The sequence below is a fragment of the Lysinibacillus sp. IITD104 genome (assembly GCF_036698265.2).
Classification (GTDB): Bacteria; Bacillota; Bacilli; order Bacillales_A; family Planococcaceae; genus Lysinibacillus; species Lysinibacillus boronitolerans.
In genome coordinates, this window is sequence record NZ_JBAHYH020000001.1 from 378,320 (window position 1) to 391,539 (window position 13,220).

Consider the following 13,220-nt stretch of genomic DNA (forward strand, 5'->3'; position numbering starts at 1 on the left):
CCGTCTTTATAGTTTTGACTTCATTATAGATGTTCTTCAGTAGCTGTCCAAGCAGAAGGTCATGCAACAATTATCATTTCTAAGAAGTCAATTTTAGGATAAAATTGTTAAAAAAGGAGGGGTAAAGATGACACATCAACAAGCATTGGTACATTATATTCAAGCAACAAATACCCATGATTTTAATCAAGTAAAGGGTATTTTGCATCCACAAGCAATTTATTGGTTCTCTGATAAAACATGCACAACGACAGAGGAGATTGAGGCTTATTTCAAGCATGCATGGAATGTTATTAAAGAAGAGGTTTATTCAGCCACTGATGTAAAATGGTTAACCGTTGATGAAAAGACGGCTACCTGTCTCTATACATATCATTATGAAGGCTATCATAACGGAAAGTTTGTATCAGGTAGCGGTAGAGCGACTAATATTTTTACACTAATTAATGGTGAATGGAAGATAATTCATGAGCACTTGAGTAGTGGTCTTTAAATTATTTTCCATATAATTTGAACAAGCAACAATGTAATAATCAATGTTAGCAGTATTTTGGCTAACCTTAATGGAATGTACGGAAGCACTATGAGACCTAATTGGGAGCCTATAATAGAGCCAAGTGCCAAAGCAATCGCATAGTGCCATTGAATAAAGCCAGAATGATTAAACACAACAAATGCCCCTGTACAGCTACCAAAGAGGAGTACTCGAGTGAGCTGTACAGACTTTATGTAAGGGTGATGAGAACGTAGATAATGTAAGATGCTAAATGTCGAAGAGCCAGGGCCGAAACCACCATCATACATGGCGATGAAAAACGGTTGCCAAAAATGAGGTGCTTGATGTTCTAGCGAATCAGGAACTTCCGTCCACGCCTTATTTTTTAAAGTTACTACTAAAGCCAAAAGAAGTAGTACACAGGCCATATAGTTCATAGTTTGCTCAGACAGCGAAACCGCTAAAAGTGAGCCGCAAATCCCCCCAACAATAGCAAGAGCTATATATTTGATGATAGATGTGAGATGTAGCTCCTTCTGATAGAGTAGATAAAAAATACTGGATAAAGACGAAATGCCTGTCGAAAATTTGTTTGTGGCAATACTTGTTTGAATAGGGATACCGACAAGCATCATGGCAGGAAGTGTAATTAGTCCACCACCTCCCGCAAGTGTACCAATAAAAGCAGCTACCATTCCGATACATATGAGTGTTAAAGAAATGTTTGTATAGAAAAGTCCAACTAAGCTAAGTAGTACAAATAATAACAGCATGATCATTTTATTCATAAACTTCTCCCTTTCTTTTATTAGCTTTAGGGTAAATGGTGTTAATGTATAAATCTAATATATAATTTTTAGTGATTTATAAATTTAATTTATATTAATGGAGGCTGACAGAATGAGGTTGCTTCAATCGGAGGAAGAGCTGAAGAACTTAATTGCATCTGATGACTGGATGATGCACATTTTATCCACAGTAGAAACCTTGCAACTACAAGACTGCTGGGTATGTGCAGGAGTTATTCGCTCAAAGGTATGGGATTACCTTCATAATAAGGAGGAAAGAACACCAATTGCTGATATTGATGTGATATATTTTGATAAAGAAAATTTAGCAGAAGAAGTAGAGAAGCAGTATGAGCGAGAACTGAGAAAGTTATCTCCAAACGAGCCTTGGTCCGTGAAAAATCAAGCACGAATGCATGTCCTAAATGGTAGTAAACCATATCAGTCTGCTGTTGATGGAATCTCTCATTTCCCAGAAATCCCAACGGCAATTGGAGTAAAATTATCAGATGGGGTACTAGAGATTGCAGCACCGTACGGTATTCATCTTTTAGGAGCAGGCATAGTAGAGCCAACATCGTTTTACCTAGAAAATAAGTATGCCTATGCGATTTATCGTCAAAGAATTCAGCAAAAACAATGGCATTTATGTTGGCCAGAATTGAAAATTCATATTCAATAAAAAAAGAAAGAGGGGGAACAATTGCAACAAGATATAACCTATGTCATTAAACACTATATAAAATCTTTAGATTGGATAGATAATTTACGAGGGTTATCTGAGGCACAATGGCGTATGCCCATTGAACCTGGGAAATGGTCGGTTGCAGAGGTAATTGGGCATCTTCCTCCATGGGACAAGTTTGTGCAAAATTACCGAATTCCTTTTCTCTTTACAGATGAGCGTCTGCCGAAAGGGCCAGATGTAGCACATTTGAATACGATGGCAGCTAAGAAAAGCCGTGAACAAACAATGGAGGAAACATTGAATGATTTTATTTCCACAAGGCGTCAATTATTACAGACCATTCAGCAGTGGACTAATGAGCAATGGCAACACTCATTTAAAATTGGGCAGTCAGAGATGACTATAATCGATTATTTTGTAGGATTAATCAATCATGATTTACATCATTTTTCTCAGATTCAGAATGTAATACATGTATAGGAGTTTGCATATGGATATCAAATATTTAATTGATTACTTTGCACATGCTTCTGTAAAATTTACAGATGTTTTTACTAAAAAAATGGAGCCAAGTGAAGTAGATGCTGGTAGAACAACAGCTCCAGAAAAGTGTGGTTTAGTAGTGCCACTTGCAGGGAGTGCGATCTTTAGCTTTAATGGAACCCCCTATATGATGGAGCCGGGAATGATTGCCCATGCTGGCCCCCAGATGCCGATAGAAGTGAGAGCGACTGGCCATAAAGGTTGGGAGTATGCAGTTGTTCATTACAGCCTACCTACAGAAGAAATAAATCTATATCCACTAGCCGAGCAACATTTTCTAATCAATACAGGCTTTAACACACAAATTATTAGCCATGTTCAGCAATTAGTAGAAAGCTATTCCTTTCCTGGTAATATGGCTGTATTCAAGTCTAAGACATTATTTATGAATTTGTTGGAAGATATCCTTGTAGCGGCAAAAATGCAGGTTTTAGATAGTGCCAGCGAATTAATGGAACAGGCATTACAGTATATACATGAAAATTATGCACAGCAAATCTCAGTATCAAATATCTCGATGGAATTGGGCATTGAGCGTCGTCGTTTTGCTTATTTATTTGAGCAGCATACAGGTATGAATCCAAGTACATATATAACAGAATACCGTATACGACGTGCGAAAGACTTACTAGAATATGGTGGAATACCTGTAGCTGAAATTGCAGAATGTGTTGGATATGTAGATTGTTTTTATTTTAGCAGAGTATTTAAAAAGTGTACGGGTTTATCTCCCTCAGCCTATCGCAAGTTAAAAATAGAGGAAGCCAGATATGTATAATTGACTGTTTCTTATAAAAAAGAAGCAGTTTTTTTATTGCTTAAATCGGCAAAAATCCATGTCATTTTCGAAATCGTCCATTCACAATCTTTTTTCACTTTGTTAGGATAGTATCCGTAAATGATAATGAGTATCAATTATATATTGACTTATATATGAAAACGATTATCATTATCAATATGAGCTCGTTAGGGGAGAATATCTATGAATAAATATTTTAAAATGTGTGCACCAGCACTATTAGCATTATCACTGGCCGCATGTGGAACAGACAAAGCAGAGGAATCAACATCAACAGCTAATACAGCAGAGACAAGTGCAACAGAATCACAGACAGAGCAAGCTAAATCAACGCAGACCATCACGTACTTAGGCGAGCAATATGAGCTACCAGCCGAAGTAAAGAACATTGTCGCTGCCAGTCTTGAATCAATGGAAGATGCGGCAATGCTTGGTATTAAGCCAGTAGGTGTTCTAGAAGTAGGTGGAAAAGTTCCTGCCTATCTAGCAACAGATTTTGAAGGAGCTACACTTGTAGGAAATAAAATGGAGCCAAATGCAGAAGCCATTCTTAATCTGGATCCTGATGTAATTGTGGGTACTTCGAAATTCCCTGAAGAAACGGCTGAAAAGCTCAACAAAATTCAAACAATGATTCCATACTCACATATTTCAACAAATTGGAAAGAAAATTTAACATTGCTTGCACAATTAGCTGGGAAGGAAGATGATGCAAAGAAAATCATCTCTGACTATGAAGCCAAAGTTGCTGATGCCCAAGTAAAATCCAAGGAGCAATTAGCAGATAAGCAAGTATTAATCATCCGTGTTCGTGGTGGAGTGATGTACATCTATCCAGCAGGCGTTTATTTAAACCCTGTTCTATATGAAGATTTAGGAGCACCTGTACCAGAAGTTGTTACAACAGCTAAGGCGCAAGCGGAACTATCACTTGAAACATTAGCACAAGTAAATCCAGATGTGATTTTCCTGCAATTCGAGGATTCAGAGAATAAGGATACGCCAAAAGCTTTAGAGGAGCTACAAAAGAATCCAATTTTCACTAGCTTAAAGGCAACACAAAATAATCAAGTTTTTGTCAACACAATTGAGCCATTAGCACAAGGTGGTACTGCTTGGTCTAAGGTGAAATTCTTAGATGCTGCGGCTGAAAAATTATTTAAATAGTATAAACAGGCTGGTAGTAGATTTGGTGATATCACCGGGCTATTACCAGCCTTTTGTAAGATGTGGCATTTTTCATTGCAGGCAGTTGTTAAGGGTATACACTTAAGTGGTTGATATTGTTTACCGCAAAATGGATAAAGAAAAAGGTGTGAAAGTTGAAAAAAACAAACATAGTGTCGTTTTCAATATTAGCGATAGCTCCTTTCCTTATTGCCCTTGTGGCACTTATTTCTGTTATGTATGGGACAAAAGATATTAGTGCTATTACAGTATGGCAGTCGATGACAGCATTTGATCCATCGGATGTCGATCATCAAATTATAAGAACAGGCCGTATTCCAAGAGTTGCCGCGGTATTACTAGTTGGAGCATTTTTAGCAGTTGCCGGTGCAGTCATGCAAGGGATTACACGAAACTATTTAGCCTCGCCTTCATTAATGGGTGTCAATGATGGCTCTGCATTTGTCATTACATTAGCCATTGTTTTTTTTCCAGGGCTACCAAACTATCAAATGATTTTATTATCGATGCTTGGTTCTGCATTGGGAGCTGGTATTGTCTTTGGTTTTGGCTCGTTAATCCGCAATGGCTTATCTCCAGTAAGGCTAGCCATAATTGGAACGGTCATTGGCACATTTTTAAGTAGTATTGCTACTGCTATTGCGATGTATTTCCAAGTATCACAAACAGTAAGTGCTTGGTATAACACAAAGGTACATATGGTAAATATGGATATGCTGATCCTTTCTATTCCATTTGGTTTAACTGGGTTGATCTTGGCTTTATTATCGGCAAAAGCGATTACCATTACTTCATTAGGTGAAGATATTGCCATGGGGCTAGGACAGAAAACAAAAGCAGTACGTATTATTAGCATGCTAGCTGTCGTATGTTTGACAGGGACAGCGGTTGCCCTTGTAGGGAAAATCGCCTTTGTAGGGTTAGTCATACCACATATTACACGCTTCCTTGTTGGTGTTGATTATCGCTATATAATTCCTTGTGCAGCTGTCATTGGAGCCTTTTTCTTAGCGCTTTGTGATGTCCTGAGCCGCGTTGTCAATTATCCATTTGAAACGCCAATTGGTGTCTTAACCGCATTGGTCGGTGTACCATTCTTCTTATATTTAGTTCGTAAGCACGGAGGTGAAAAACGTGCGTAAAAAAACCTCAAGTGTATTCTTTTTAACCATGCTGATGCTTGTTTTAATGATTTTAGTTGCGAGCTATTTACATATTACAAATGGTGTTTTTGATATGTCTGTAATGGATGTTATCAAAACATTGCTACGGATCGAGTCAAATTCAAAGTTTGATCTTGTTATATTTGAGTTCCGTTTACCTCGGATTGTCATTGCTGGACTTGTCGGTATTGGCTTAGGTATGGCAGGAGTTGTATTACAGGGGATTACACGCAATGGACTAGCAGATCCAGGAATATTAGGGATTAATGCTGGAGCTGGTGCAGCAGTCGTACTATTCATGTACTTCTTTCAAGTAAAGCTAGTGAGTGCAGATATGAACAGCTGGATGTCAATTTTAATGATGCCACTATTCGGTTTTATCGGTGGAACAATTGCAGCTATCCTGATTTTTTCATTTGCTTTAAAAAATGGTCATCTGGATATGCAGCGATTAATCTTAACTGGAATAGCTATCAATAGTGGATTTGGAGCTTTGTCCTTGTTCCTATCCTTAAAAATGAGTGCACAAGATTTTGAATCAGCGGCTATTTGGATGGCAGGTTCAATTTATAATGCGAATTGGATCTTTGCGCTTACGATGCTACCTTGGCTTTTGATTTTAGGAATATATGTGCATAGAAAATCATATTTACTCGATTATTTTCAGCTTGAAGAGGATAGCATCACAAGTTTAGGAATAGCTGTTGAAAAGGAGAAAATGAAGCTGTTACTAGCCAGTGTAGGTCTTGTCAGTGCTTGTGTGTCTGTATCAGGGAGTATTGGCTTCATAGGTTTAATGGCCCCACACATTGCCAAGCAGCTTGTTGGTATTCAGCACCGTTACGTTATGCCAGTGAGTGCTTTAATTGGTGCAGGTCTGTTAATCCTCGCTGATTTTATTGGTAAAACCGTTTTTGCACCATCGGAACTGGCTGTAGGTATTGTTGTTTCAATTATTGGGATTCCGTATTTCTTGTATTTACTGGTGAAATCTAAGGCATAGGAGGAAATGGCGTGCAAACTGCATTTAGAATGGAAAATTTGGCTTCAGGTTATGGGCAGGTACGTGTCTTTGAAGGGTTAAATTTAACGATAGAAGAGGGCAAAGTGACTACAATCATCGGTCCAAATGGTTGTGGTAAATCTACACTCCTTAAAACGATAGGACGTATTTTAAAAAAACAACAAGGTACGGTATATTTGCAGGAGCAAAATATGCAAAATTTATCGACCAAAGATATTGCCAAGAAACTAGCAATATTATCTCAAACACCGATAGCTCCTGGTCAATTGAAAGTGGAGGAGTTAATTGCGTATGGTCGCTATCCACATCGCAACAATGTCAATCGTTTAACGAATAAGGATGAGGAAATGATTGAATGGGCTTTAACAGTTACTAATACGATGGAATATCGAAATAGGGAGCTTGCCCAGCTTTCAGGAGGTCAGCGTCAGCGTGTTTGGCTAGCTATGGCCTAAGCACAAGAAACAAATATCTTGCTATTGGATGAACCTACTACTTATTTAGATATGGCGCATCAGCTAGAGGTATTGGACATTGTTAAAAGTTTAAATGAGCACCACAGCTGTACAGTAGTGATGGTTCTACATGATATTAACCACGCGGCCAGATATTCAGATCATCTTATTGCAATGCGTAAGGGTACTATTATGCAAACTGGCACGCCACAGGAAATTTTAAGTGCTGAGGTAATGCGTAAAGTATTTAATATTGATGCACGCATTATGGAAGATCCTGTAACCAATACACCTGTATGTTATGGCTATGAAATTTTGAAGGAGGATATCTAATGAATACAACTAAAGTAGACTACATTACACAACATATGACTTCAAAATTGACAAATTATTTGTACACGATTAATATCTATGTGCCAGAGGAGGAAGCGCCACAAAATGGCTTTCCAGTTTTGTATGTACTTGATGGCTCATCCTATTTTAACCTCGTAAAGGAAGCGGTGCGTCTACAAAGTCGTAATGCACCAAAAACAGGTATCCTTCCAGCTATTGTTATTGGAATTGGTCATGGCGACGATATGCGTGAAAGAAGATTTTATGATTTTACAGCACCTGCGGAGTCTTATATTTATCCAGCAAGATTTAAAGGAAAAGGTCATGAGAAGCTTGGAGGAGCAGTGGATTTTAGTCGCTTTATTGAAGAAGAGTTAAAGCCAACGATTGAGTCACAATATCCAGTAAATAAAGTACAGCAAGCTCTATTTGGTCATTCCCTAGGAGGATACTTTGCGCTTTGGCAACTATTTCACCAGCAATCCAGCTTCCAACGCTATCTAGCTATTAGCCCATCTATTTGGTGGAATGAGCATGAGCTAGTACAATGTGCTTCAGTATTTCTGAACGAGCATCAGGACATGGACGAAACTTTGTTTATGAGCGCAGGTGAACTTGAAACCTTTATGGTGGATGATGCGCGACAAATGGCAGCAGTTTTAAAAAAAATAATGGCGGTAGATTTTTACGAGGCTTTAGATGAAAATCATGCTTCGATTGTACCAACTGTTATGAGTAGAGCCCTGCGTTTTATGCATAAAACACATTAATAGGTAGACCGCATAGTCTTTTGATAATGCGGTTTCTTTTTTTATTTATTAATAAAATAACTGAATTGTACGCATAATAAAGGAAATTTGGTCATCTGTCTGGGATAAATGGAGGCGCTGTATGCAAAATAAAATTTTAAAAAACCCAGTATTTCTTATTTCTAGTGGAGCAATTTTTCTCTTAGTCATTATCGGAGCAACGATACCGGAAAAATTTAAGAACGTAGCAAACAGCGTATTTCATATGACAACGGATTATTTCGGCTGGTTTTATTTAATGTCCGTCTTTATTATCGTTTTATTTTTATTCGGTCTGGCAATTAGTAAATACGGAACAATTCGCTTAGGATCAGAAGATGGTCGTCCTGAGTTTAGTTTTCTAACATGGATTTCTATGCTCTTTTCAGCTGGACTTGGTGTCGGCCTGGTGTTTTGGGGTGTAGCTGAGCCGATGAGTCATTATTTTTCACCTCCTTTCAGTGATACAAAGCCTCTATCAACGGATGCAGCCCGACTGGCGATGGGATATTCATTCTTTCATTGGGGATTAAGCCAGTGGTCTGTTTATGCCATATTGGGTCTTGTTATGGCCTATGTACAATTCAATAAAAAAAGAAATATGCTTATCTCCACTGCTTTAGAGCCTGTCACTGGAACAAATCGAGTCGTTAAAGGAGCGATCGATATTCTCGCAGTAATTGCTACAGTTATGGGGGTAGCAACGTCTATAGGGCTAGGCGTATTACAAACAAATGGCGGTTTAACTTTCGTCTTTGGTTTGCCAGATACATTTATCTTGCAAGTAGCCATTATTTTTATCATGTTTATTGGCTATATGCTATCAGCCACAACAGGTCTACAAAAAGGGATGAAGATCCTGAGTAATGTCAATATGACTTTAGCAATTGTCTTACTTTTATTTGTTTTTATTACAGGCCCAACAATCTTTATACTTGAAACCTTTACATTAGCTATTGGGGATTATATTTCAAACTTTATTCAATATAGTTTAAGGATGCAACCATACGTTGGTGGGACTTGGGTGAAGGATTGGACGATCTTTTACTGGGCATGGGCGATCGCTTGGTCACCATTTGTAGGCTCCTTTATAGCTCGTGTATCTAAAGGCAGGACTATTCGAGAATTTATTATAGGGGTTTTAATTATCCCGCCCCTCATTGCCTGCTTTTGGATTGCGACCTTTGGTGGAACCGCAATGTGGTTTGATTTACATCAAGATGCACAAATCGCTCAATCTGTTCATAATGATGTAACGGTTGCGCTTTTCCAGCTGTTAGAACACTTACCGCTTTCAACAATTGCATCTACCATTGGAATACTTTTAATCATAATATTTTTAATTACCTCTGCTGATTCGGCCACCTTTATTATGGCGAGTATGACGACAAAAGGTTCTTTAAATCCCACGATTTTATCAAAGCTAGTATGGGGTGTTTTAATGGCAGCTATTTCAGGCGTTTTATTGTATACAGGCGGGCTTGAAGCATTGCAAACGGCCTCATTAATCGCTGCATTACCCTTTACAGTGGTGTTACTTTTATTAATGATTTCTTATATTAAAATGATGAAGGAAGAGATTATTCCTCTTAAGAAAAAGGATATCCAACGTTTGAAAATAGCAAGAAAGCATATTGAAAAGGAAGCAAAAGTGAAAGACAAACATACTAAGTAGTAGGCCGTATTCGAAATAATACGGTTTCTTTTTGTTTTAATTTGCACTATTATGAACAAAAAACGATAGGAGGTGCTTAAGGTTGGAAATTGTTTTAGCAGAGAGCAAGGATGCCCCAGTTTTACATCAGGTGATGCTACAGGCGTTTCAAGAATATGAAAAAGCTACTCCACCATCCAGTGCACTAAGTGAAACGGTGGATTCAATAGAACAGGCAATGCAGCAAAATGAACAAGCATTTATTGGGTATATCAATAAACAACCAGTTGCCATTGCAAGGTTTACGCTCAGTTCAAAGGGGATTTATTTTTATAGACTTTCAGTGATCCCAGAAAGACAAGGTCAAGGTTTAGCAAAAGTACTGATCTGTCAGCTCGAACAATATGCACTATCGAAAGGGGTAACAATTAGTCGGTGCAAAGTACGTATGAGTGTTCCGCGTAATATTGAGTTATATCGCTCATTAGGTTATGTTGTAACGACAGAGGAAATGGTGAAAAATCGTAATGGTAACTCTCTAGCAATAGTAACAATGGAAAAGAGACTTTCCAATTAGGAGGAGTTTAATTGAGAAAAAAGCTCGGCTGCTTGCATGCTCATTATTCCAATATAGAATACATAGAGCAAGCTTTTCAAAGCGATGAAGATATAGAGATAATCCATTTTGTAGACCCTGGCGTTATAAAGCATATGTCTAAAGGGAGTAATGATTTAGCACATAAAGTTAAGGAGCAAATTGAATGGATAATTAGCTGTGATGTGGATGCAATCTTAATAACGTGTACAAATTATATAGCTTTATTAAAGGATGAAACTTTGTCCAATCTCCCGATCCCTATCATAAAGATTGATGAGCCCTATTTTGAAAGTATATGTAGTAAGCATCAGCCTCAAACGATACTTTTCACAAATCCAGCAACTGTAGAAGGAACGATGGCAAGACTTCACCAATATGCTAAGCATCAAGGAATATCAGTAGATGTGGTAGCGAAAGTTATTGAACATACATTTGATCTTATTATGCAGGGGAAAAAAGAAGCCTATGACGAGGTTATTTTAAGAACTTTGCATACTTTATCTGCTGAGCAAAAATCCATATCGGTTGCCCAGCTATCGATGGTGGATGCAGCACAACAATTTGAAGATCGCACCAGGATTAAAATTCTTCATCCATTAAAGCCATTAGTGAATATTGTAAAGAGTACGATGAAGTAATAGTTTCGTAATTTACAGAATTATCTGTAACAATATCGTTGAAACAAACGTTTCATAGGAAAGGGGGATGTTATGAAACGAATTGTATTTTTATGTATAGTGCTATTATTCTTAGTGGGTTGTAAAGATGAAGCAAAGGTAACAATACCTGAGGATCTACCTGAATTTGTGCAAGAAGATGATTTTGCATCCGTTGATTGGGATAAAAAGGCAGTGGAATTTGGTGATAGAGGTATTATTGGTAATGCCGATAAATCAGGTGTCATCGGTGCGAATATGCCAAGTTTAAGCACACAAAAATGGATGTGGCATCTATGGGGAATAGATGAAGTACGGGATACGGAGTTAACGATTATTGGATACCATAGAGACTCTAAAGTCGTACAACCGATTTTAGTGGATGGCTGGAGCATAGGGCTTGGCGGACCTGTTAATGGAGCAGATGCACATACACCTTCTCATGTGAAAATTCCTCAGTCTGGTGAATGGGCTATTTTACTGTATACAAATGGAAAATATTTTGATACGTTGATATACGATATCCAGGAATAATAAAGAACCCTTATTTTGTAAGTACCTATACTTAAAAATAAGGGTTTTATACATTTGTAGTTTCTAAATTGTATAAGTATGTAAAAGAAAGGTGTGTGAGTGCAAACGAAGCTTCCAATCATGCTACTAAACTACAAGAGATGAACGAATTATCTACCGAACGAAGAAAATTATAGTGCATGGTTGTAGCAAGTAAAATATTAAATTGGTAATATAAAAAGTAAAACGGAGGAGAGCAATATGACTGATTTACGATATCCAATTGGACAATTCCAATTCCCAAAAGAAGTGAATTCACAGCAAGTACTAGCATGGATTGATGAAATTCGTTTATTACCAAAACAACTTGCAGAGGCGTTAAATGGTGCAAGCGAGCAAGACCTTGCAAAATCTTATCGTGAAAATGGCTGGACCGTGACACAGCTAGTCCATCATATTGCCGATAGCCATATGAATAGCTATATCCGTTTTAAACTAGCGTTAACAGAGGATACGCCAACCATTAAGCCATACAATGAGGCGGAATGGGCACAGCTACCAGATTCAGAAATGCCAGTAGCAACTTCTTATAATTTAATTGAAGGCTTACATGAGCGGTGGGTTTATTTACTGACAAGCTTATCACATGAACAATTACAAAGAGCCTTTAATCATCCTGATTCAGGGCGGACGACTCTTGAGCATGCAATCGGTCTGTATGCATGGCAAGCATCATTTGGCACATATTCAGAATGCATTGGTTAAATAAATATTTTGTGAAAAAACAAGTGATTTCTGCTAATGAGGAAATCACTTGTTTTCATTTTTTATTTAAGTTTATTTTATACGATAGTAATACCAGCACTTGCGTTACCAGCAAGTGTAGCAGCAACTCCTGTAGTAGTCATAGAGAATACCATTAGTAAACGATCACCAGTACTTACAGGTACTGACACGTTGGCATTACCACTTGCAATCGTACCTACTGCTAATGCTATTAGTGGTAAAGGTGGTAATAAATCAACAAATGCTGCAGTAGGGCTGAATAAATTGCTTCCTTGAACTGCGCGGTAAATCTGTGCTCTGACAGTCGCTGTTCCAGTTAGAGTTAAAGCAGCAGTTGCTGAGATTGTAGCAGAAATAGATGTAATAGTACCTGGACGTGGAACCGTAAATGCTTCTGTAGCAGCAGAAGATGTTAAATCAATATTAACGCCAGCTAGAGCAACCCCTGGAACAGATGTACCAAATCCAACAAGACTCACAGTACCAACTAATCCAGTAGCAAGAGACACTAAAGCAACAGGAGTTATTCCTGATGAGAATGGGATAATAGAACCAGTAGCTACTGGTGGAGTAATACATGCAGCATCAACGCCGATAAAAGGCCCCAGCGTAGTACACTCCCCGTTACCATGACCGTTACCAGAACAGCCACACATTGAGTTATTCAAACACATTTTTACACCCCCTTTCTTCATTATTCTATTCATTTCAGATTAGGGGTTAAGGGCAATTATCTACTTCACCTATA

15 protein-coding genes and 1 pseudogene are annotated in these 13,220 nt (G+C 38.0%); 14 read left to right on the plus strand and 2 right to left on the minus strand.

From position 1 onward, the window contains the following. Nucleotides 1-127: 127 nt before the first annotated feature. The gene (locus V1L66_RS01965; protein WP_333004682.1) at nucleotides 128-493 is read left to right on the plus strand and encodes a nuclear transport factor 2 family protein; all 366 of its coding nucleotides are present in this window, start codon (nucleotides 128-130) and stop codon (nucleotides 491-493) included. Here the strand turns inward: V1L66_RS01965 and V1L66_RS01970 are convergent. Then, nucleotides 490-1,284: a sulfite exporter TauE/SafE family protein gene (locus tag V1L66_RS01970; protein ID WP_333004683.1), complete on the minus strand. Its 795-nt coding sequence runs from the start codon at nucleotides 1,282-1,284 to the stop codon at nucleotides 490-492. The two genes, V1L66_RS01965 and V1L66_RS01970, sit on opposite strands and share 4 nt — an antisense overlap. Before the next feature lie 112 nt (nucleotides 1,285-1,396). Between V1L66_RS01970 and V1L66_RS01975 the strand changes: the two genes are divergently transcribed. The 13 genes and pseudogenes from V1L66_RS01975 to V1L66_RS02035 all read left to right on the plus strand — a co-directional run bounded on the left by V1L66_RS01975 (nucleotide 1,397) and on the right by V1L66_RS02035 (nucleotide 12,451). Beyond that, a complete protein-coding gene (locus V1L66_RS01975) occupies nucleotides 1,397-1,966 on the plus strand; it encodes a nucleotidyltransferase family protein (protein WP_333004685.1) in 570 nt (189 codons plus the stop codon). Nucleotides 1,967-1,987: 21 nt separating this feature from the next. Continuing rightward, nucleotides 1,988-2,452: a DinB family protein gene (locus tag V1L66_RS01980; RefSeq protein ID WP_333004686.1), complete on the plus strand. Its 465-nt coding sequence runs from the start codon at nucleotides 1,988-1,990 to the stop codon at nucleotides 2,450-2,452. A gap of 10 nt (nucleotides 2,453-2,462) precedes the next feature. After that, on the plus strand, nucleotides 2,463-3,293 hold the full coding sequence (locus V1L66_RS01985; RefSeq protein WP_066037971.1) for an AraC family transcriptional regulator: 831 nt from the start codon (nucleotides 2,463-2,465) through the stop codon (nucleotides 3,291-3,293). Between the two features lie 204 nt (nucleotides 3,294-3,497). Continuing rightward, the gene (locus V1L66_RS01990; protein ID WP_112116805.1) at nucleotides 3,498-4,481 is read left to right on the plus strand and encodes an ABC transporter substrate-binding protein; all 984 of its coding nucleotides are present in this window, start codon (nucleotides 3,498-3,500) and stop codon (nucleotides 4,479-4,481) included. 155 nt (nucleotides 4,482-4,636) lie between these two features. Further along, entirely contained in the window at nucleotides 4,637-5,644 is a 1,008-nt protein-coding gene (locus V1L66_RS01995) for an iron ABC transporter permease (protein WP_333004687.1), read from the plus strand. Nucleotides 5,645-5,672: 28 nt separating this feature from the next. Then, nucleotides 5,673-6,668 carry an iron ABC transporter permease gene (locus V1L66_RS02000; RefSeq protein ID WP_016993066.1) on the plus strand — a complete coding sequence of 332 codons (996 nt, stop codon included), beginning with the start codon at nucleotides 5,673-5,675 and terminating at the stop codon, nucleotides 6,666-6,668. 29 nt (nucleotides 6,669-6,697) lie between these two features. Beyond that, nucleotides 6,698-7,477 (plus strand): annotated as a pseudogene (locus V1L66_RS02005) (ABC transporter ATP-binding protein). Further along, entirely contained in the window at nucleotides 7,477-8,247 is a 771-nt protein-coding gene (locus V1L66_RS02010; protein WP_333004688.1) for an alpha/beta hydrolase-fold protein, read from the plus strand. The pseudogene V1L66_RS02005 and the gene V1L66_RS02010 overlap by 1 nt, the downstream one beginning before the upstream one ends. A gap of 121 nt (nucleotides 8,248-8,368) precedes the next feature. Beyond that, nucleotides 8,369-9,940, plus strand: coding sequence for a BCCT family transporter (locus V1L66_RS02015; RefSeq protein WP_036079545.1), 1,572 nt, complete (start codon nucleotides 8,369-8,371; stop codon nucleotides 9,938-9,940). 82 nt (nucleotides 9,941-10,022) lie between these two features. Then, entirely contained in the window at nucleotides 10,023-10,496 is a 474-nt protein-coding gene (locus V1L66_RS02020; protein ID WP_016993061.1) for a GNAT family N-acetyltransferase, read from the plus strand. An 11-nt stretch (nucleotides 10,497-10,507) separates the two neighbouring features. Beyond that, nucleotides 10,508-11,155, plus strand: a complete 648-nt coding sequence (locus tag V1L66_RS02025; RefSeq protein ID WP_333004689.1) for a hypothetical protein — start codon at nucleotides 10,508-10,510, stop codon at nucleotides 11,153-11,155. Nucleotides 11,156-11,227: 72 nt separating this feature from the next. Continuing rightward, complete coding sequence (locus V1L66_RS02030; RefSeq protein ID WP_333004690.1) at nucleotides 11,228-11,707, plus strand: hypothetical protein; 480 nt, start codon at nucleotides 11,228-11,230, stop codon at nucleotides 11,705-11,707. A gap of 240 nt (nucleotides 11,708-11,947) precedes the next feature. Next, on the plus strand, nucleotides 11,948-12,451 hold the full coding sequence (locus V1L66_RS02035; RefSeq protein ID WP_409072210.1) for a YfiT family bacillithiol transferase: 504 nt from the start codon (nucleotides 11,948-11,950) through the stop codon (nucleotides 12,449-12,451). Between the two features lie 77 nt (nucleotides 12,452-12,528). Here V1L66_RS02035 and V1L66_RS02040 read toward each other — a convergent pair whose 3' ends face one another. Then, entirely contained in the window at nucleotides 12,529-13,146 is a 618-nt protein-coding gene (locus V1L66_RS02040) for an exosporium glycoprotein BclB-related protein (protein ID WP_333004691.1), read from the minus strand. Nucleotides 13,147-13,220: the final 74 nt, after the last annotated feature.

Excerpts from the sequence above, each read along its gene's own strand:
- V1L66_RS01965 (WP_333004682.1), top strand. The coding sequence starts at position 128 with ATGACACATCAACAAGCATTGGTACATTATATTCAAGCAACAAATACC.
- V1L66_RS01970 (WP_333004683.1), bottom strand. The coding sequence starts at position 1,284 with ATGAATAAAATGATCATGCTGTTATTATTTGTACTACTTAGCTTAGTT.
- V1L66_RS01975 (WP_333004685.1), top strand. The coding sequence starts at position 1,397 with ATGAGGTTGCTTCAATCGGAGGAAGAGCTGAAGAACTTAATTGCATCT.
- V1L66_RS01985 (WP_066037971.1), top strand. The coding sequence starts at position 2,463 with ATGGATATCAAATATTTAATTGATTACTTTGCACATGCTTCTGTAAAA.
- V1L66_RS01990 (WP_112116805.1), top strand. The coding sequence starts at position 3,498 with ATGAATAAATATTTTAAAATGTGTGCACCAGCACTATTAGCATTATCA.
- V1L66_RS02000 (WP_016993066.1), top strand. The coding sequence starts at position 5,673 with ATGCTGATGCTTGTTTTAATGATTTTAGTTGCGAGCTATTTACATATT.
- V1L66_RS02010 (WP_333004688.1), top strand. The coding sequence starts at position 7,477 with ATGAATACAACTAAAGTAGACTACATTACACAACATATGACTTCAAAA.
- V1L66_RS02015 (WP_036079545.1), top strand. The coding sequence starts at position 8,369 with ATGCAAAATAAAATTTTAAAAAACCCAGTATTTCTTATTTCTAGTGGA.
- V1L66_RS02030 (WP_333004690.1), top strand. The coding sequence starts at position 11,228 with ATGAAACGAATTGTATTTTTATGTATAGTGCTATTATTCTTAGTGGGT.
- V1L66_RS02035 (WP_409072210.1), top strand. The coding sequence starts at position 11,948 with ATGACTGATTTACGATATCCAATTGGACAATTCCAATTCCCAAAAGAA.
- V1L66_RS02040 (WP_333004691.1), bottom strand. The coding sequence starts at position 13,146 with ATGTGTTTGAATAACTCAATGTGTGGCTGTTCTGGTAACGGTCATGGT.